At 71.1% G+C, this 17,954-nt stretch carries 17 protein-coding genes and 1 riboswitch; of the genes, 7 read left to right on the top strand and 10 right to left on the bottom strand.

Annotated features, from left to right (window positions below):
• Window positions 1-117: 117 nt before the first annotated feature.
• Together pheA and ACFY3D_RS20190 are read right to left on the bottom strand one after the other, a co-directional pair.
• A complete protein-coding gene (gene pheA / locus ACFY3D_RS20195; RefSeq protein WP_350942047.1) occupies window positions 118-1,038 on the bottom strand; it encodes a prephenate dehydratase in 921 nt (306 codons plus the stop codon).
• A gap of 65 nt (window positions 1,039-1,103) precedes the next feature.
• A complete protein-coding gene (locus ACFY3D_RS20190) occupies window positions 1,104-2,561 on the bottom strand; it encodes a glycosyltransferase 87 family protein (RefSeq protein ID WP_389981263.1) in 1,458 nt (485 codons plus the stop codon).
• A gap of 67 nt (window positions 2,562-2,628) precedes the next feature.
• On the opposite strand from ACFY3D_RS20190, the gene ACFY3D_RS20185 reads away from it, so the two are divergent.
• Entirely contained in the window at window positions 2,629-5,259 is a 2,631-nt protein-coding gene (locus ACFY3D_RS20185) for a hypothetical protein (protein WP_389981262.1), read from the top strand.
• Here ACFY3D_RS20185 and mptB read toward each other — a convergent pair.
• From mptB to ACFY3D_RS20170, 3 genes are all read right to left on the bottom strand, one after another.
• Entirely contained in the window at window positions 5,141-6,625 is a 1,485-nt protein-coding gene (mptB, locus tag ACFY3D_RS20180) for a polyprenol phosphomannose-dependent alpha 1,6 mannosyltransferase MptB (protein ID WP_389981260.1), read from the bottom strand. The genes ACFY3D_RS20185 and mptB overlap by 119 nt on opposite strands.
• A 95-nt stretch (window positions 6,626-6,720) precedes the next feature.
• Entirely contained in the window at window positions 6,721-7,401 is a 681-nt protein-coding gene (locus tag ACFY3D_RS20175; protein ID WP_350942042.1) for a glycosyltransferase, read from the bottom strand.
• A gap of 48 nt (window positions 7,402-7,449) precedes the next feature.
• Complete coding sequence (locus tag ACFY3D_RS20170) at window positions 7,450-7,803, bottom strand: STAS domain-containing protein (RefSeq protein ID WP_350942041.1); 354 nt, start codon at window positions 7,801-7,803, stop codon at window positions 7,450-7,452.
• Between the two features lie 228 nt (window positions 7,804-8,031).
• On the opposite strand from ACFY3D_RS20170, the gene ACFY3D_RS20165 reads away from it, so the two are divergent.
• On the top strand, window positions 8,032-8,565 hold the full coding sequence (locus ACFY3D_RS20165; RefSeq protein WP_389981258.1) for a hypothetical protein: 534 nt from the start codon (window positions 8,032-8,034) through the stop codon (window positions 8,563-8,565).
• Between the two features lie 134 nt (window positions 8,566-8,699).
• On the opposite strand, the gene ACFY3D_RS20160 is transcribed toward ACFY3D_RS20165, so the two are convergent.
• Window positions 8,700-9,827 carry a HAMP domain-containing sensor histidine kinase gene (locus ACFY3D_RS20160; RefSeq protein ID WP_350942037.1) on the bottom strand — a complete coding sequence of 376 codons (1,128 nt, stop codon included), beginning with the start codon at window positions 9,825-9,827 and terminating at the stop codon, window positions 8,700-8,702.
• Entirely contained in the window at window positions 9,824-10,519 is a 696-nt protein-coding gene (locus ACFY3D_RS20155; RefSeq protein WP_389981256.1) for a response regulator transcription factor, read from the bottom strand. The genes ACFY3D_RS20160 and ACFY3D_RS20155 overlap by 4 nt, the downstream gene beginning before the upstream one ends.
• Before the next feature lie 129 nt (window positions 10,520-10,648).
• Between ACFY3D_RS20155 and ACFY3D_RS20150 the strand changes: the two genes are divergently transcribed.
• From ACFY3D_RS20150 to ACFY3D_RS20135, 4 genes are all read left to right on the top strand, one after another.
• Window positions 10,649-10,816 (top strand): hypothetical protein, encoded by a 168-nt coding sequence (locus tag ACFY3D_RS20150; protein WP_350942034.1) that lies wholly within the window; start codon window positions 10,649-10,651, stop codon window positions 10,814-10,816.
• On the top strand, window positions 10,813-11,079 hold the full coding sequence (locus tag ACFY3D_RS20145; RefSeq protein WP_350942032.1) for a DUF6412 domain-containing protein: 267 nt from the start codon (window positions 10,813-10,815) through the stop codon (window positions 11,077-11,079). Before ACFY3D_RS20150 ends, ACFY3D_RS20145 begins: the two co-directional genes overlap by 4 nt.
• 281 nt (window positions 11,080-11,360) lie before the next feature.
• On the top strand, window positions 11,361-12,056 hold the full coding sequence (locus ACFY3D_RS20140) for a YidC/Oxa1 family membrane protein insertase (RefSeq protein ID WP_389981254.1): 696 nt from the start codon (window positions 11,361-11,363) through the stop codon (window positions 12,054-12,056).
• 478 nt (window positions 12,057-12,534) lie between these two features.
• Entirely contained in the window at window positions 12,535-12,747 is a 213-nt protein-coding gene (locus tag ACFY3D_RS20135; RefSeq protein ID WP_362513496.1) for a hypothetical protein, read from the top strand.
• Between the two features lie 118 nt (window positions 12,748-12,865).
• Here ACFY3D_RS20135 and ACFY3D_RS20130 read toward each other — a convergent pair whose 3' ends face one another.
• Window positions 12,866-13,315 carry an ATP-binding protein gene (locus tag ACFY3D_RS20130; RefSeq protein WP_389981253.1) on the bottom strand — a complete coding sequence of 150 codons (450 nt, stop codon included), beginning with the start codon at window positions 13,313-13,315 and terminating at the stop codon, window positions 12,866-12,868.
• Window positions 13,316-13,472: 157 nt separating this feature from the next.
• A complete protein-coding gene (locus ACFY3D_RS20125) occupies window positions 13,473-15,344 on the bottom strand; it encodes a PAS domain S-box protein (protein WP_389981252.1) in 1,872 nt (623 codons plus the stop codon).
• Window positions 15,345-15,469: 125 nt separating this feature from the next.
• Between ACFY3D_RS20125 and ACFY3D_RS20120 the strand changes: the two genes are divergently transcribed.
• Window positions 15,470-16,054, top strand: coding sequence for a methylated-DNA--[protein]-cysteine S-methyltransferase (locus ACFY3D_RS20120; RefSeq protein WP_362902111.1), 585 nt, complete (start codon window positions 15,470-15,472; stop codon window positions 16,052-16,054).
• Window positions 16,055-16,161: 107 nt separating this feature from the next.
• Here the strand turns inward: ACFY3D_RS20120 and ACFY3D_RS20115 are convergent, their stop codons facing one another.
• Window positions 16,162-17,538, bottom strand: coding sequence for a purine-cytosine permease family protein (locus ACFY3D_RS20115; protein WP_389981250.1), 1,377 nt, complete (start codon window positions 17,536-17,538; stop codon window positions 16,162-16,164).
• Window positions 17,530-17,668: riboswitch (TPP riboswitch) on the bottom strand. (Overlaps the previous gene by 9 nt.)
• Window positions 17,669-17,954 lie beyond the last annotated feature (286 nt).

Here is a 17,954-nt window from a genome sequence, read left to right as displayed (position 1 = left end):
CGCCCCCTCTGGCGTGCCTTCGGCGGGCACACTCCGGATCCCTCTCGGAGGGCGCCTTCGAAGGGCATACTCCGGCTGCCTCCTGGGATCGGCGCCGGCTCGCGAGCCGGGTGACGGTCAGACCTGACCGTTGCGGATCCTGCCGAGCCAACTGGCGGCCTCGGTGAAGTCGCCGTCGTTCGTACCACGCTTGATCTGCGGGAAGAGACCGTCGGCGCGCGGGTAGCTGCCCAGGAAGCGCACCTCGGCGGAGACCCGGTGGAGACCCGAGATCGCCTCTCCGACGCGGGCGTCGGCGACGTGGCCCTCGAAGTCGAAGTGGAAGAAGTAGCGGCCGATGCCGTCGCCGGTGGGCCGCGACTCGATGCGGGACAGGTTGACGCCGCGGACGGAGAACTCGGTCAGCATCTCCAGCAGCGCGCCCGGGTGGTCGTCGGCGAGGAAGACGACCAGGGAGGTGCGGTCGGCGCCGGTCGGCTCCGGCAGCGGTCCGGGACGCGACACCTGGACGAACCGGGTGACGGTGTCGGTGCGGTCGCCGATCCCGGACGCGAGCTCGACCAGTCCGTAGTGCTCTCCGGCGATGCGCGCGGCGATGGCCGCGTCGTACGGCGAGCCGGGCAGCGCGACCTCCTGCGCCGCGGCGGCGGTCGACGGGGCGGCGACCACCACGGCGTCGGGCAGCTCGCGGGCGATGAAGTTGCGGCACTGGGTGATGGCCGCCGGGTGGGTGAAGACCCTCTTGATGTGGCCGATCTCGGTGTCGGGACGCGCCAGGAGCGAGAATTCGACGGGAAGCAGCAGCTCGGCGGTGATGAGCAGCGCCTCACCCCGGGCGAGCTCGTCGAGGGTCGTGGTGATCGCGCCTTCGAGCGAGTTCTCCATCGGGACGACGGCTCCGTCGGCCTCGCCGCGCCGTACGGCATCGAGGGCCGCGGTGACGTTCGGGCTCGGCAGGCGCTCGGCCTCAGGCGCCAGGATGCGCAGGGCTTCCTCGGTGAAGGTCCCCTCCGGTCCCAGGTAAGCGAGTTTCGGCATGGCCCCAGGGTATCCGGCGACTGTCAGAAAATGTGCGCAGGATTACATACCGATACGACCGACTCCTATCCGATCGATCGAAGTCGTCCCACGTCAGACGTCGTTTTCTTCTCGAACGTCGCCCTTCGCCGGGGCAGCCACACTCCCAGCACCCAGACCAGGGCCAGCGCGCCCAGCCCGAATCCGTTCTGCACGATCTTGCCCAGCACCGGGCTGAGCACCGGGATCTCCATCGCCTTGATCGTCACTCCCCACCAGGGGATCGGCAGCACGTAGTAGAGCCAGACCCCGGCGGCCACCCGGAGCCTGACCGGGTCGCGCCCGTCACCGACCAACGCGCCGAGCACCACGACCACCCAGGCCAGATGGTGGATCCAGGCGACCGGCGAGAGCACTACGGCCATCAGCCCGACCAGGGCCACCCCGCTCACGAGGTGCCCGTCGAGCAGCGCTCTACGGGCGTGGCGGAAGCCGTACCAGGCGACCACGGCGACCAGCGCCAGCCAGAGCAGGCTCGTCAGCACGTCGGGGAGGTAGAGCCGGATGAGCATGCCGCGCATCGACTGGTTGGTGGTCGCCGCGTTGGCACCGAGCCGCTCGGGATCGAGCAACGCGCGGAACCAGAAGTCGGCGGCGTCCGCCGGGATCACCAGGAACGGGAGCAGGGTCAGCAGCGCGGCGGTGAGCGCGGCCACGAGGAAGGTCTCTCGATGCTCCCGTCTCGCGCCGGGTCCGAAACCGGCGATGAGGAAGTAGATCAGGAAGACACCCGGGGTGAGCTTGACCGCGGTGGCCAGGCCGATCAGCATGCCGCGCGGCCACAGCGGGCGCCTGGCCACGCAGTCGGCCAGACAGAGCGCGACGAGCAGGATGTCCACCTGGCCGAAGCGGACCTGGTCCCTGATCGGCATCAGGTAGGTGCACGCGATCATCAGGGCGGCGAACAGCAGCGGCGTCCACAGCCGACCCCCGCCCGTCCCACCGAGCCCGCCGAGTCTCCCCGGACCGACCGGTCGGGTGCGTACGCCCCGGAGCTTCCCCTCCGTCGGCGCCGGATCCCCACCGGGCGCGCGGTGAGCGGAACCCGGTGAGAGCGGGACCTCGTCCGCCGCTCCCGACCTCCCCGGCGCGCCACCCACCCCGTCGAACACGGCGCGGAAGGAGAGCCAGACGGAGACCCCCAGTGTCAGGAAGATCAACGCCGTCCACGCCCACTGCGCCGTCGTCCACGACACCGCCGCCAGCGGCGTGGCGAACAGCGCCGCCACCGGCGGATAGGTGAAGGGCAGCAGCTGCGGCGCGGGCGTGACGAACCCGTAGACGGACCGACCCTCCAGGATCGCCGCTCCGCCGGTACGGTACACATCCAGGTCGACCAGACGCTGGTCGTCCACATTGCCCAGCCAGTGGAGCACCAGCGGGGCCACCGCGGCGGCGACGAGCAGCAGCGCGGGCAGCCACGCCGACCACGACGGCCACGTCCATGGGCGCCGCTCGGTCGTGGTCGCCTCGCCAGTCCTCACGAGCAGGCAGGTTACCGTGGGGGCGGGGAAAAGTGGCCGCCCGACGGGCACGGACAGGGGGAACCGGATGGCTTCGGCACACAGCGGTCACGGGCGCGCGTGCCCGGCGACCGGGGGACCCGCGACACGGCCGGCGTTCCGCCGGGTCGCCGGGACCGTGCCGACCGCCGCGTCCCTGCTGTCGGCTCTGCTGTCGGCCCTGCTCTTCGTCCTGCTCGGCCTCCCGGGCACTCCGGAGGCCTTCGCCGCCTCCGCTGTTCCCCATACCTTGGGAGCCCAGGGGATCTCGGGTGCCCTCGACGCCTCGGGTGCCGGTACGGGCGCCTCGGGTGCCCCCGGTGTTCCGGGGGGCTCCGGTGACGGCGTGACGGGCGCCTCGGCGGTAACGCCTCCCGGAAGGGTCGTGATCATCGGGGTGCCCGGCCTGGAGTGGAGCGACCTCGACCGGGAGCGGACCCCGAACCTGTGGAGGCTCGCGGGTGAGGGCGGGTCCGCGTCCATGTCCACCCGGGCGGTCCCGCCGCCCGAACGGGGGATCACCTGCCCGGCGGCGGGCTGGCTGACGGTGTCGGCCGGCCAGCGCGCGGGCGCTCCCGGCACGGGCTGTGAGCCCCCTCGGGCACCGGAGGCGACCCCCGGCGGCGGGGCGAGCGTGCCCGGCTGGGACGAGCTGACCGCTTTCAACGCCACCACCTCCTACCGGCCGGTTCTCGGGCAGCTGGGCGGGCTCGCGGCGGAGGCGGGTCTGAAGGTGGCGGCCGTCGGGCCGGGAGCCGCCCTCGCCGCCGCCGACAAGTCCGGAAAAATCGGGAAATACGCGGCGAGTGTCGAGGAGCTGCGCGACCTGTCCCCGTACGGGCTGATCGTGGTCGAGGCCGATGACCTCGCCAGGGCCTGGACCGGTGACGCCCTCGCCGCGGACGACGTCCCCGCCACGATGACCACCCAGGCCAGGCGGGAGGCCGTGGCCAGGGCCGACCGCGTGGTGGGCACGGTCCTCGACCGCCTGCCCCCCTCGTTCGCCGACGGCACGACCCCGGCGTCGCCCACGACGAGCACGGCCCCGGAGACCACCGCGCCCGAAACCACGGCACCGGCCCCGGAGACCACCGCACCCGGGACCCGGGCACCGGAAACCACGACGCCGGAGACCACCGCGCCCGGAGCCACGACGCCCGAGGCCACGCCCTCCGAAGGCACCGTCCCCGGAACGGCCGCGCCCGGAACGGAGGCCACGGTCCTGGTCGCCGGCCTGGCCGACACCTCGGTCGCGCCTCACCTGCACGTGGCGATCGCCCGGGGGCCGTCCCCCGGCGGGGAAACGTACCCGCGCGGCTACCTCACCGCCGCCTCCACCCGCCAGGACGGCCTGGTCACGAACACCGACCTGACCGCCACCGCGATCGGCCTGCTGAGCCTCCAGTCCCCCAACGGGGTCGTGGGACGCGCCTGGCAGGGCGGCGGGGCGAGCGAGGAGCCGGTCGCGGCGACGGTCGAGAAGCTCGCCGACGACGACCTGGCGAGCCAGGTGCTGCGCGAGGTGAGGGGGCCGTTCTTCGCGGTGTTCGTGGCGGTGCAGATCCTGTTCTACCTGCTGGCCGCCGTCGCGATCCGCCGGGGCTGGGGTGGTTCTCGTGCCCTGACGGCCATCCAGGTCGTCGCCGTGGTCAGCGGGGCGATCGCGGTCTCCACCTTCCTGGCGCAGTTGATCCCCTGGTGGAGCCTGCCCGCGCCGATGGTCTGGGTGATCGTGACGATCCTCGGCTTCGCCTGCGCGGTCGCCGGGGTGGCGCTCTCCGGACCGTGGCGGGCGCACCCGCTCGGCCCGCTGACGGTGGTCGCCGCCATCACCTCGGTCGCGCTGCTGGCCGACGTGATGACCGGCTCGGCACTTCAGGTGAACGCGGTCACCGGCTACGAGCCGGTCACCGGCGGGCGCTTCTACGGTTTCAGCAACATCGCCTTCGCCGTCTACGCCGCCGGCACGATCCTCGCCCTCGCCGGCATCGCCCAGTGGCTGATCTCGGGTGGCCGTCGGACGCTCGCGCTCGCGGTGTGCGCGGCGTACGGAGGACTGGCGGTGTTCGCCGACGGCTGGCCCGCGTGGGGCGCCGACTTCGGCGGGGTCCCGGCGTTCCTGGTGGGGGTCGCGATCCTCATGATCCTGGTGTCCGGCGGGCGGGTCTCACCGATGAGACTGGTCCTGGTCGGCCTGGCGGGCAGCCTGCTGATCGGCGCCATAGCAGTGGCCGACTGGATGCGGCCCGCCGACCAACGCACCCACCTGGGTGCCTTCGTGCAGCAGGTGCTGGACGGGGATGCCTGGACCGTGGTCGGCCGCAAGTTCGGCGCGATGATCGGGGTCACGGTCGGCAACTGGTCGCTGTCGCTGCTCACGCTGGTCGCGCTGGCGTTCCTGTTCCTGGTGCTCGACCGCCCTTCGCGGTGGGGGGCCTCGGCCCTGGGCCGGGCCTACACGCTCGCGCCCGCGCTGCGCGCCGGGCTGATCGGGGCGCTGGCCTGCTCGCTGATCGGGTTTCTGATGAACGACTCGGGCATCGCGATCCCCGCGATGGCGCTCACGGTCGCGGTGCCGCTGACGCTGGCCGCCTGCGTGCGCGCAGTCCGGCTCTCGCCGCCCACCACACCAGGGCGATCGTCAGTGCCAGCAGCGTCCACGGCACCACCGTCTCCCTGAGCAGGGTCTTGGTCCAGAGCAGGTCATCGGGCCGCGCTATCTCCCTGGCCGGGAGGTATGCGAGCGACAGCACGGCGACCCTGGCCACCATGAACGCCTCCAACGCGGGCCAGGACGCCATCGCCAGCAGCGCGAAGGCCAGCCCGTCGTACCAGGGCAACGCGTACGGGGCGGCGAACAGCCAGGCGACCACCATCGCGGCGGCCACGGACGGACCCACATTCGGCCCCACAGCCGGCACGGTGTCGGCGGGCAACGCCCGCAGCACGAGCCAGGCCAGGCAGGCCATCAGGAGCAGGGACCCGATCTGGATCCACGCCGAGTACGCGCCCGGCCCGAAGAGCGACTGGAGCCCCACCTTGACGAGTTGCCAGGGGGTGGCGAGGGAGACCCTCTTACTGGCGGCGCTCACCTGATCGAGCACGTGCGGCCCGGCGACGGCGTAGATCGCCACCACGGTGGCCGTCGCGGTCCCCGCCACCACGGCGAGCCTGCCCGGCGAGCGACGCAACTCCCACGCGGGTCCGAGAGCGACGAGCCCGGCGTTGAGCTTGACCCCGATGCCCACCCCGAGCATCAGCCCCGAGGCGGCGCCGCGCACCGTGAGCGCGGCGACCATGCAGGCGACGGCGAGGGTGTCGACGTGTATCCCGGCGGCGAGGTGGTAGATCATCAGCGGGTTCGCCACCCACAGCAGCGCCGCCCGCCGCTGGAGGTTCGCGTCCCCCCTGGCGAAACGGTGCAGCAGCAGCGCCGTACCGACGAACGCCGCCGCGTTGACGACGGCCATCACGAAGACCGTGAGCCTGACCGAGTCACCGCCCACGAGGCTCGCCAGTGCCTGTACGGCGGTGGCGACCGGGCCGTAGACGCTGGTCACACCGGCCCACTCCTCCACCGCGCCGGTGACGGGGTCGCCGGACAGGGTGGCGGGGGTGATCGCGTACGGGTCCAGGCCGAGCGTGACCAGGCGACCGTACGCGGCGTAGTTGAGGTGGTCGGCCGAGCCCGAGGGCGGCAGGAAGGCGAGCACGCCCGACACGGCGCAGCCGGCCGCGAGCAGCAGGCGCGGGTCGGGTCCCCACCGTGACCTGAGCGCGCCGACGAGTCCGAGCCCGCCCAGCACGATCGCGAAGGCGCCCATGGCGACGACCAGATGAGTGCCGGGATGGACGTCCAGCGAGTACGGCGGCTGCCAGGAAGGGCCGGGCAGCCTCGGGACCATGGCCGAGGGGCCGAGCAGCCCGATCAGAACCGTCGTCGCCGCCGAGAGCCCCACTGCTGCGAACGCGGCGATGCCGAGCCTTCGCGGCGTACCGCCGACGAGGCTCCGCCTGGCGTCGACGACCGACGCATCCCGAGTCACCCGCAAATTCCAGCACACCCCGCGGGGTGCCCGGTTCGGCGTCGGTCTCCAGGCCCGCCGACCTGGTCGACCGGGTGCCGGACCCGGATGCCGGGTTAACGGCGTGCCAGGAGGGCGCGGGCGACGTCGCGGAACTGCCTGGCCCGATGGATCTGGGCCTTCCAGTCGGTACCCGTGGCCCGGTGTGCCATCTCGACCTGAACCTCGCGCACCCGGAAGCCCTTCCTGAGCAGGTCGATCGTGAGACCCGTCTCCACGCCGAAACCGCGCGCCAGGGGGCGGGCGGCCTCGAAGGCCGCCCGGGTCAGGCAGCGCTGCCCGTTGAGCGGCTGGGTGGGGGTCCAGCCGGTGGCGCGCTCGACGCCCTCACGCGCGAGTCTCACGACGAACCCGTGGCCTCCGAGCTTCACCCGGGTGACGAAGACGGCGATCGTCATGTCGGCCTCGCCCGCCGCGACCGGCTCGATCAGCGCGGTGGCCGTACGGGCGGTGTCGCCCAGATCGGCGTCGAGGAAGAGCAGGTGCCGGGGCTCCTCGCCGTCGAGCTGGCGCACGGCGTGGGCACCGCTCTCCATGGCGGCGGCCTTGCCCCGGTTGTGGCTGTGTCGCACGACACGGGCGCCGGCGGCCTTGGCCACCCGTCCCGTCTGGTCGCCGGAACCGTCGTCGACGACCACGACGAGGTCGACGCCGGGCAGCGCCAGGACCGCGGCCACGGTGGCCCCGATCCTGTCGCCCTCATCCTTGGCGGGAATGATCGCCGCCGTGCCGGCCATCGAACACCTCCAGCGTGGTGACCCCGGGCATCAGCCGTGGGGAGGACGTCATCCTTGGGAATCGGAGGTCAGCAGCTTCTCCGGCAGGGTCTCGTGCACGACGAAGACGGAGTCGAGACCCGTGACCTGCAGGATCTTGCGTACGGCGGGCCGGGGCGCCGCCACCTCCAGTGTGCCGCCCCGCTCCCGCAACCGCTTGAGCGCGGACAGCAGCACGTTCATGCCGGTGGAGTCACAGAACTCCACCGCGGACATGTCGAGGACGACACGCATGGTCTGACTCTGACCAAGCAGCCGGGTGAACTCGGCCTGCAGACGAGGCGCGGTGTATAGGTCGATTTCGCCAACGATGGTCACGACGGTGTGCCCGGCATGAGATCGAGTTGAGACTTTTAGCTCCACAGCGGGCACACTATCGGCGCGAGAGCCGCTGGTCACGTTCTCTTGAACAACCCGAGTCGTCCGGCCCTTTGTCCCCCGTTTCCGTCTCACGGAAACCCTGAGTGCGCGAAGCTTGACACTACGCAACAACGGCTTGGCCCGAAAGGGAGGAGACCCGGCACCTCCCGATCACCGCCGCGCCACGTCAGTGGCGGCCGTTGAGTCACAAGAAACGGGCTTGAACGATCAATGAACACCGACCTACCCGAAGATCTCCAGCGGAAGCGGCTCCGGGAGCACCTGGAGTCCATGATCACTCGTACCGACAAGGCCACCTCGTGGCGCGACGCGGCGAGCTCACTGCGAAACCTGGTGGACCACGAGGGGCACATCCCGATCAGGACCCGCCTGTCGACCGAGGACCTGGATTTTCTTGAGGGAGCGCGTGAGGAGCTCCTCGACTTCGCCACGCTCGGCGTCAGGCTGCTCGACCTGCACCGGCCGCGCGACGCGGGCGGCGTCACGAGCGACACCGCGCATCCGATCCTGCGTTGCCGCAGCTGCATGTGGCGCTGGCCGTGCCCGACGTTCCGGGCGATGGTGGAATCTCTCGGCACCACCAGGAGGCTGACCTCCTGCCAGCACGTCGAACGCGACACCGAGGGTGACGAGTGCGCGCAGATGGCCCTCATGGTCGCTGTGAGACCCGAGAACCTCGATGACCATGTCACGCCCGCGCCGGCCGCCGGCGGCACGGGTTCCAACGGCACGGGCGCGAACTGACCGTCCCTCGACCGTCCTGCCCCCGCACCTGGGCTCGACCGTTCAACACACGGACGCCCAGGCGAAGGAGCACCTGGCCGCCCGGACGAAGCCCGGACGAAGCCCGGACGAAGGAGCACCCTGCACCCGGCCGCTCAGGCGGAGAGTGACAGCCGGATCTCGAAGCGGCAACCGGCGTCGGCGTTGACGACGCCGATCGACCCCTCGTGGGCCTCGACGATGCCTCGCGCGATCGCCAGGCCGAGGCCCGCTCCGGCTCCGTCGGCGCTGGGGGTACGGGCCGTCTCGCCGCGGAAGGCGACGTCGAAGACGCGGGGCAGGTCGTCGGCCGGGATGCCGCCGCAGCAGTCGGCGACGGACAGGCAGGCGATGTCGTCCTCGGCCGAGGCGCGGACCACGACGGTGCCGTCGCCCGGAGTGTGCCTGATCGCGTTGACCACGAGGTTGCGCAGCGCCCGGGAGAGTTCGGCGGCGTCGGCCTGGACGGGGACCACCTGGTCGGCCTCACCGGTCAGCCGCACCCCCTTCGCCCTGGCCAGCTGTTCGACCCCGGCCAGCGCGTCGGCGACCAGATCCCCGAGGCCGATCCTGCTGCGCGACAGGCGCAGTGTCCCGGCGTGGATCCTGGACAGCTCGAACAGGTCGTCGACCATGCCCGAGAGCCGGTCCACCTCCAGGCGGATCTGCCGGTGGTAGCGGCGGACGGTCTCCTCGTCGGAGACCACCCCGTCCTCCAGGGCCTCGGCCATCGCCCTCATGCCCGCCAGCGGGGTGCGAAGGTCGTGGCTGACCCAGGCGACGAGCTCGCGGCGGGCGCTCTCCAGGGCGCGCTCGCGCTCGTGGCCGAGCCGCAGCCGTCGATACGCCTGGTCCAGGCTCCCGGCGATCGTGCCGAGCTCGGCGGGCAATCCCCTCGGGGGGGTGAACTCCCCCGAGGGCGATACGGCGTGCACGGCGTCGACGAGCCTGCGGCTCGCCGCCACGACCCGGCGCGAGAGCACCGTGGCGACGCCCAGCCCGACCAGGCCGCCCACGACGACCACGCTGAGCACGATGTCCCTCGGCGTACCCTCGATGATCATTTTCAGGGTGATGGCGACCACTCCGCCCACCGTCGCCACGACGGTCACCACGACGACCACCGCGAGCATCACGCCGATCGACCGCTCGCGCAGCAGTCGCATCGCGCCCAGCCCGGCCAGCGCGACCAGCAGGCCCAGCCCGGCGGTGACCGCGACGATCAGCAGGATCTCGGGGATCACGACTCCGCCAGCGGTTCGTAGCGGTAGCCGACACCCCACACGGTGACGATGCGCCGGGGGGCGGTCGGGTCGGGCTCGATCTTCTCGCGGAGGCGGCGGACGTGCACGGTCACCGTGGACGAGTCGCCGAAGGACCAGCCCCACACCTGGTCGAGCAGGGCGGAGCGGCTGAAGGCCTGGCGGGGGTTGCGCATCATGTGGGCGAGGAGGTCGAACTCGCGGGCGGTGAGCAGGACCTCGTCGCCGTGCAGGCGCACCTCGTGGGCGCCGACGTCGACCATGAGCTCGCCGTCCCTGAGCACGCCGGTGCCGGCGGGCAGGGAGGCGCCGCGCGCCCGCCGCAGCACGGACTGTACGCGCAGGGCCAGCTCACGCGGGCTGAACGGCTTCGTGACGTAGTCGTCGGCACCGGTCTCCAGGCCGGCGACCCTGTCCAGCTCCTCGCCGAGCGCGGTCAACATGATCACCGGGACCGGCCAGCGCTCCCTGAGTTTCCTGCAGACCTGGAGTCCGTCCATCTTCGGAAGCATCAGGTCGAGCACCATCAGATCGGGCGGGTTGGCCAGCGCGCGCCTGAGCGCCTCGGCGCCGTCCCCGACGCAGTCGACCGCGTGACCGTCGCGTTCCAGGTAGCGGGCCACGACCTCGGCCACCATCGGATCGTCCTCGACCACCAGAATCCGCGCGTTCATGGCCTCCACGGTAGGCCCGCGAGGGAACGATCCCTCATTCGTGTCATCGGTCCGTAAGGACTGGATCGTTATGACCATCGTTATGATCAAGGCCCTCGCCGTTTCCCAGGCCGACGTACGGTAGAGCGTATGAGTCGTATCGTGTTCGGGGTTCTGGGCGTCCTGCTCGCGCTCTACGTGGTGTTCGGGCTCGTGCTGCCCGCCCTCTTCGGGCTGCTGAAGTTCGCGCTCGTGCTCGGGGTGCTCGCCCTCGTGGTCGTCGCCGCGGTCACCGTGGTCGGCAAGCTCAAGCAGTGAACCTACTGCTCGCCGTCCAGACCCTGACGGTCTGGATGTTCGACGGCGGCGGTGTCCTCACGGCCGCCGCCGTGGTCGGGCTGGGCGTGCTCCTGCTCGCCTGGGCGCTGCGCCCGGCGCCCGTCACCTCGGGTACGGGGTCACGGTCACCGCTGTCCCGGCGCGACCGGGCCAGGCTGACGATGTTCGTCCGGCAGTGCGACCCCGACGCGGCCGGGAGGTCCCGGCCCAGAGCACCCTCCGCGGGCCCGGCGCCCGCGTAACCCCCGCGACCTCTCGCGACCTCCGTGCCCGACGCGCGTGATCGCCGTGTGTCCCCCGTGTGCCTGATCACCGTGTGTCCGCACAGATGTGGTCGCCGTGCGCCCACGCGCACGCGATCGCCGTGCGTCACCCGCGCACATGACCGGTAACCCCGTACATGCGTGATCGGCATGTCTCCGGGACACCCGGCCTTCGCGCGCCGCGCACGCGTCCCGAAAAGATCCTCACGGTTCGCGGGTGCCTTCTGCGCCGTCTTCACTCCGCTCAGAAGGGCCCTTCCATGTTCGACCCCGTCATCTCGTTCACCGCCGGTCTCATCGCCGTGCTCGCCGAGCCGTTGGGCTCGGCCCCGCTCGCGATCGTCGTTTTCACCCTCCTCGTCCGGCTCATGCTGCTTCCGCTCGGTGTCATGCAGGCGAGGGGCGAGCGGGTCAGGACCCGCCTCGCGCCGGAGCTCAGGAAACTCCAGAAGCGGTACGGCCGCGACCCCGAGCGGCTCCAGCGGGAGATGGCCGCCCTCTACGCCAGGGAGAAGACCTCGCCGCTGGCCGGGTGCCTGCCGTCCGTGGCACAAATGCCGTTTCTCATGGTGACGTACCAGGTGTTCGTCTCCTCGACGATCGCCGGGCAGGCCAACGCGCTCCTGACCCACGGGCTCCTCGGGGTGCCGCTCGGGCAGCAGTTCGCGGGCACGGTGGCCGGATTCGGGCTGATCAGCGGTCCGACCATGGTGTTCGCCGGACTCTTCCTGCTGCTCGTCGCCGTGGCGTGGGTCACCTCCCGCCGGATGCGGCGCACGATGAGCGAGGACCTCCAGCCCGCGGCGCTGCGCCGGATGCTGCCCCTGCTGCCGTACGGGACGGTTCTGGTCGCCATGGTGCTGCCGCTGGCGGCGGGGATCTACCTCCTCGTCTCGACGGCCTGGACGGCCGGGGAGAAGGCGGTGCTGCACCGCCCGGCGCTCGCCGGGGCGTGAGGGGCCCGTCCCCGGATCCACCGAACTCGGCACCGGCGAGGAAGTGCCGTCACACCGGTTCGGCCTCCACGAAGAAAGCGCCGTCACACCGCTTCGACGCCCAGGAAAGAACGGCCGCGACAGGGGGGGGCGGCGCCCACGAAAGAACCACCGTCACACCGGCTCGGCACCCGCGAAGGAAGCGCCGTCACACCGCTTCGGACACCCACGAAAGAAGCGCCGCGACACAGGTTCGACGCCCACGAAAGAACCACCGTCACACCGGCTCGGCACCCGCGAAAAACCGCCGTGAACGTTTCACGTTCGCCGCACGTCTCCTCGCCGGTGTCACGAGGTCAGGCCCGCTCCGCGGACCGGGACGGGGACGGTGATCTGTTTCCTGGCGAGTGCCGGTGTGATACTTCCGGTGCCGTCCGGCCCGACGGAGTGATCGCACGTCTTCGCGGAACCGCATTTCGTCCATGCCCCAGGAGGAATGATGCGCAAGACCCTGACCCTGCTCGCCTCGGCCGTGCTGGCCACCGGCCTGGCACTGTCCGTCGGCGCGGCGCCCGCACAGGCCGCCACCCTCAGGAACGTCTACTACTACGACTGGGACTGCCACCGGGTCGGAAACCTCGGCATCCAGAGCGGCTGGTGGACCTCGTACAGCTGCGTCCCCCAGTACGACAAGTGGTTCCTCTACGCGTAGAGCCCGCGTAGCCGCCCACCGAACAACGCCGCCCGGCGGGCCCCGGGTGAGCACGCGGAGATCGGGATCCCGCCCTGCCTCGTGACGTGTGAGGTGGGGCGGGACACCGTCGGGAGCGTTACCCGCATTCCCTGAGGGCGGGTTCGGGGGTGGAAACATGGCCGTTACCTACCGTGTCGACCGCCGCGACCAACGCCCACACCGTGGTGATGTCTCCCTCGTGCCTGACGCCCCAGGTGGAGGCCAGATATTCGACGATTCCGAGTCCTCGCCCTCCCAGGGAGGAGAGCGCCGGGCGTCCCGCCCGCGGTTCGGTGGCGGCGCCACCGTCACTCACAGCGACCTCGACATGCTCCTCGGTCCAGCGCCATGACACCCTGATCTGCCCTGATGGCAGGGGGTGAGCGTGACGCAGCGCATTGCTCAGCAGCTCGCTGACCACGAGCACCGCATCATCGATGGCGGACTCGTACACACCCCGTTCCTGCAGGTCAGAGCAGAGGCGTTGGCGTGCGACAGCGACGCTGGACGGTGCATACGGCAACAGAACGACGCTCGACGCACTCACCTCCCCGTATGCCTGTTCCCCCCTGAGGAACTCACCCCAGTACGACCGAAATGCCCCGTTAGATAGTCTTGGAAACCGCACACCAATTACAGCTTGTGCACATTCGACAATAGATCAGCACATCCGTTACCGGCTCGTTACCGCCTCGGCGTGTCGATCAGGTAAGAGCGCTCGGCGTGTCGGCAATACGAAGAGCCAACCTCATCCGGGTGCCGCCCGAGGGACGCGGATGCGCCGTGACCTCCCCTCCCTGGGCCCGCGCGAGGCTCCGCACGATGTAGAGGCCGAGGCCGACCCCGCCGAATCTGCGGCGGTCACCGCTGTCCGCCTGGACGAAACGTTCGAAGACGCGCTCCCGCACGGCGGGGGCGATTCCCACGCCCTCGTCGTCCACGACCAGCACCACCCGGTCGCCGTCCACCCATGCCTCGACCCTGATCAGGCCACCGTCCGGTGAGTACTTGAAGGCGTTCTCCAGCAACTGGGCCAGCAGGATGTCGGTGGCCAGCGCGTCACCGGACACCGGGGGCAGGTCGTCGGGGACGGCGACCTCGATGCGGTGCAGGTCCGACAGGATCGGCAGACCCAGCGTGGCACGCCCGACCAGCTCGGCCAGATCGAAGCTCTCGATCCTGAGCACGAGCTCGCCGGCCCCGGCGCGCGATCCCAGCAACAGGTGGTCCATGAGCTGACCGAGAGAGCGGGCCCGCTCGGCGATGGTGTGCACGGCGGCACGGCGCTCGACGTCGGTCATGCCGTCCCAGCGGCTGTCGAGCGTGCTGGCGAAGCCTCGGACCACGGTGATCGGCGTGCGCAGCTCGTGGCTGGTGGTGGCGAGGAAGAGGTCCTTGGCCTCCTCCAGCTCCTTCGCGCGGGTGACGTCGCGGAAGTCGACCACGATCTCGCCCGTCTCCACGATCTCCGCGCAGAGCACGTCCAGCCAGGTGCCCGAGGGCAGCTGGATGCCGAGCTTGTCCCCGGGCCTCGGCAGCTCGAACGGCGGCGGCCCGCCGATCACCTCGGTGGCGTGGAAACCGGTCAGCTCGCTCGCGGCCGGGTTCCACCGGACGACCCTGCCCGCGCCGTCGAGGACCGCGATGCCGTCGGCGCTGGCGTCGAACACCGCCCGTTCGTGGGCGCGCTGGCGTACGGCCTCCTGGTAGGCCATCGCGTTGCCCACGGCGATGCCCGCGTGACCGGCGAGGAGCTCCAGCAGTTCCAGCTCCAGGTGGCTCACCTTGCGCCTGGCGAACAGCGCGTACAGCGCGCCGTACGACCGCCCGCCCATGGCGGCGAGGCCGAGCGCGATGGTGTGCAGGCCGGGCAGCCGCGACCAGATCAGCTCGTCCAGGCGACTCTGGTCGCCGGTCTCCAGCAGGACGGTCCTGCCCTCGCGCAGCAGCTTGCCGACCAGGCTGGTGCGAAGGTCGGCGGTGGAGTCGCGCATCGAGTCGGGAAGGTTGTGGCAGGCCACGAGCCTGAGTTTGTCGCCCTCGATCAGCACGAACCCACCCGCGTCGGCCCCGGTCAGGTCGGCGAGGCTCGCCGCGATCCGGTCGAGCACGGCGGGCAGCTCCAGCTCGGCGTTGATGTCGGCGACCACGTCGGTGAGCCTGCGGACGAGCTGTGCCCTGCGGACGCTGCGCTCGTTCGCGGTCTCGTCGTCCTGGGCCAGGTGGTAGACGCTGACGTAGCCGAGGAGGGCGCCGTCCGGCGAGGACAGCGCGCCGGTGTCGACCCGTACGTCGATCAGGCTGCCGTCGCGGCGAAACCGCTTGGTCCTCAGCGAGACCTCACCGCCGGTGCGGACCTTCTCCAGGACCGCGTTGTGCTCGGCCGTCAGCTCCTCGGGGACCACCGGCGCCCGGCGCCCGACGATCTCCTTCGCCGACCAGCCGAAAAGGCGCTCGGCGGCGGGATTCCAGGCGAGCACCGTCTGCTCGCGATCGATGGCGACGATCGCGTTGGGCACAGCGGCGACGACCTCACGGCCGATACCGCCGTCACTGTCGGCCCTGTAGTCCACCACAGACCCATAGTGCCGTCTCAACCGGTCTGATCTTGGCACTTTCGTCCCGCACGTGTTGCCACTGGCCGGGCGATCCGTCCGATACTCTGCGGTCACCACACACCTGGATACGAAAGGGTGGGGCCATGTCATCCGGCGACATCGATGCATTGCTACGGGTGACCTCGCCCGACTACGTCGGCACGAGCCATCCCGACATCGCGTTCGGCACGCTCGACGGCCCGCTGGGGCGTCTCACCCTCGCGGTGACGGGCAGGGGTGTGGTGGCCTGCAGCTACGAGGACGAGAACGTCGTCTTCGAACGGATCAGCAGGGAGGTCGGCACGTTCATCGGGCCGGACGCCCGGCGGCTCGATCCCGTCCGCCGGGAGCTGGACGCCTACTTCTCCGCCAGGCTCCGCGCCTTCACCACACCGGTCGACCTGCGCCTGGCGACCCAGTTCTCCAGGACCGTCCTGCAGATGATGCTCGCGGTGCCGTACGGGACGGTGACGACCTACCGCGAGATCGCCGAGCGGATCGGCAGGCCGCGGGCGCTGCGCGCGGTCGGCAACGCGCTGGGCAGCAACCCGGTGTGCGTCATCGTGCCGTGCCACCGGGTCGTCGAGAGCGAGGCCGTTCTGGGCGGGTACGCCGGAGGGTCCGCCGCCAAGGAACGCCTGCTGCGCATCGAGTCCACCGCCACGGCCCGCGCGCCCGGCGGCGCGTAGACCGCCTCGCCCGTCCCTCCCCGCCCGGTCGAAGGCGTACGTTCCCGTGCGACAGGAAGCCGTACGCCCTCGTATGCCACCGACCGGAAACCGTACGGCCGGCACGGTCAGGAGCGGCGCCGGAGCGCGCCGAGGGCAAGGGTGGCGAGGCCCGCGACGAGGAACGCGCCGACGGACGCGCTCATCCACGGCTGCGGGACGAAGCCGAGCGCGTCGCGGACACCGTTCCAGAACGAGGTCCACCACGCGACCTCCGGAGCGGTCGGCAGTGCGGCGAGCATCCACCACGTCACGAAACCCAGCACCCACGCGACCACCATGAGCGGGCGCGAGGGCGCGGTCTCCGAGGTGTCCCAGCGATCGGCGCCGCCGAGCAGGAAGTAGTCCGCGGCGAGCACCGCGAACATCGGCACGAAGACCGCTCCGATGAGGCCGAGGAAGCCGGTGTAGGTCTCGGCGTTGACGAAGATCGCGAGCAGGGTGACCAGCACGCCGATGGCGACGGAGATGATCCGGCGGTCCAGCCTGGGCAGCAGGTTCTGCAGCGACATCGCGGTGGAGTAGACGTTCACGAACGACTGGTCGGTCTCGCGCAGCACCAGGATGCCGAAGAACAGCGGGCCGAGCGCCGCGGCGACGAAGGGGTCCCAGACCTGGTTCGGGTCGTTGCCGACCAGTGCGAGCGCCGCGATGCCGAGGACGAGGCAGGCCACCTGGGCGATCGTGTAGCCGCCGACGACCCCGGTGAACGCGGCCCTGCCGGAGCGGGAGAAGCGGGCGAAGTCCGCCGCGACCGGCACCCACGAGACCGACAGCGCGATCACGTAGTCGACCGCGGGGGCGAACGCCTCCCAGGATCCGCCGCCGATCGCCGGTCCCCGCTGGAAGAGCGCGATCGTGAACCAGATCATCGAGATCACCACACCGGCGGTGACGTACCTGCGGAGCAGGCGGACCGCTCCCAGCGGCCGGATGGTGAGCGCGGTGGTGATCACCCCCGCGACGATCACCCAGACCGCGTAGGGCACCTCGACACCGAAGGACCCGGCGATGGCCTGGGCGCCCTGGGCGATCACCCACAGCTCGAAGGCCCCCCAGCCCAGCATCTGGATGATGTTCAGCACGGTCGGCAGGTAGGAGAGCCTGGCCCCGAAGAGGCCGCGCAGCAGGACCATCGCCGGAGCACCGGTCCGCTGCCCGGGAATCGCGGCCAGGCCGACCATCGCGGTACCGATGACGCTGCCCACGACGGCGGCCAGGATCGCGGCCACGAAGCTCAGCGGCCGGTCCCCGAGCGGGTTGATCAGGGCGATCGCACCGGAGAACCCGAGCAGGCTGACTCCCAGGTTGGCCCAGAGCGCGCCCTGGTCGAGCACGCCGAGGGCCTTGGGAGGAGCCTCGCCGAGCGTGAGGGGCGCCTCGACCGCCCCTGAGTCCCCGGGATCGCCGGGGCCCTTGGTGGAATCAACGGCGGCAGACGTCATCACGCACACTCCCTACGCCGGCATTACCCGGACAGGTTCATGCGGTCGGCGGCGCGTCGGAGGGTTCGAGACCCTCTGCGTGATTCCGCCCTCTCAGCCCGGTTACGCCCGAGCTCCCGCGGTAGACATTCGCCCCGATTATGCCATTCATTCCTTTCCTAGCAAGGGCTCCCCCTCACATCCCGGCAAGACCTTCCCCGCACGTCCCGGCATGCCCCCTCTCGCTCCCCGGCGGAAGTCTCCCCCTCGCGTCGCTCCCCGGCGGAAGTCCCCTCGCGCCTCGCCAAGGGCTTCCTTTCGCGGCGCGGCCCGGCAAAAGTTCGCCTCACACCTCGCCGACGGCTCTTTCCTCGCGGCCCGGCCGGAGTCTCCGCTCGCGCCCCGTCGAGGGCTTCCCCTCGCGCGGTGCGTACGGC

This window comes from Streptosporangium sp. NPDC000509, from assembly GCF_042898365.1.
Taxonomy (GTDB): domain Bacteria; phylum Actinomycetota; class Actinomycetes; order Streptosporangiales; family Streptosporangiaceae; genus Streptosporangium.
The sequence above is the reverse complement of the archived record's forward strand: the minus strand, read 5'-3'. Positions and strand labels throughout refer to the sequence as shown.

What these genes read in the sequence shown, in the direction of transcription:
- ACFY3D_RS20120 (WP_362902111.1), top strand. Translation starts at nt 15,470, where the DNA reads ATGTCATCCGGCGACATCGATGCATTGCTACGGGTGACCTCGCCCGAC.
- ACFY3D_RS20155 (WP_389981256.1), bottom strand. Translation starts at nt 10,519, where the DNA reads ATGAACGCGCGGATTCTGGTGGTCGAGGACGATCCGATGGTGGCCGAG.
- ACFY3D_RS20115 (WP_389981250.1), bottom strand. Translation starts at nt 17,538, where the DNA reads ATGACGTCTGCCGCCGTTGATTCCACCAAGGGCCCCGGCGATCCCGGG.
- ACFY3D_RS20175 (WP_350942042.1), bottom strand. Translation starts at nt 7,401, where the DNA reads ATGGCCGGCACGGCGGCGATCATTCCCGCCAAGGATGAGGGCGACAGG.
- pheA (WP_350942047.1), bottom strand. Translation starts at nt 1,038, where the DNA reads ATGCCGAAACTCGCTTACCTGGGACCGGAGGGGACCTTCACCGAGGAA.
- ACFY3D_RS20135 (WP_362513496.1), top strand. Translation starts at nt 12,535, where the DNA reads ATGCGCAAGACCCTGACCCTGCTCGCCTCGGCCGTGCTGGCCACCGGC.
- ACFY3D_RS20165 (WP_389981258.1), top strand. Translation starts at nt 8,032, where the DNA reads ATGAACACCGACCTACCCGAAGATCTCCAGCGGAAGCGGCTCCGGGAG.
- ACFY3D_RS20140 (WP_389981254.1), top strand. Translation starts at nt 11,361, where the DNA reads ATGTTCGACCCCGTCATCTCGTTCACCGCCGGTCTCATCGCCGTGCTC.
- ACFY3D_RS20185 (WP_389981262.1), top strand. Translation starts at nt 2,629, where the DNA reads ATGGCTTCGGCACACAGCGGTCACGGGCGCGCGTGCCCGGCGACCGGG.
- ACFY3D_RS20150 (WP_350942034.1), top strand. Translation starts at nt 10,649, where the DNA reads ATGAGTCGTATCGTGTTCGGGGTTCTGGGCGTCCTGCTCGCGCTCTAC.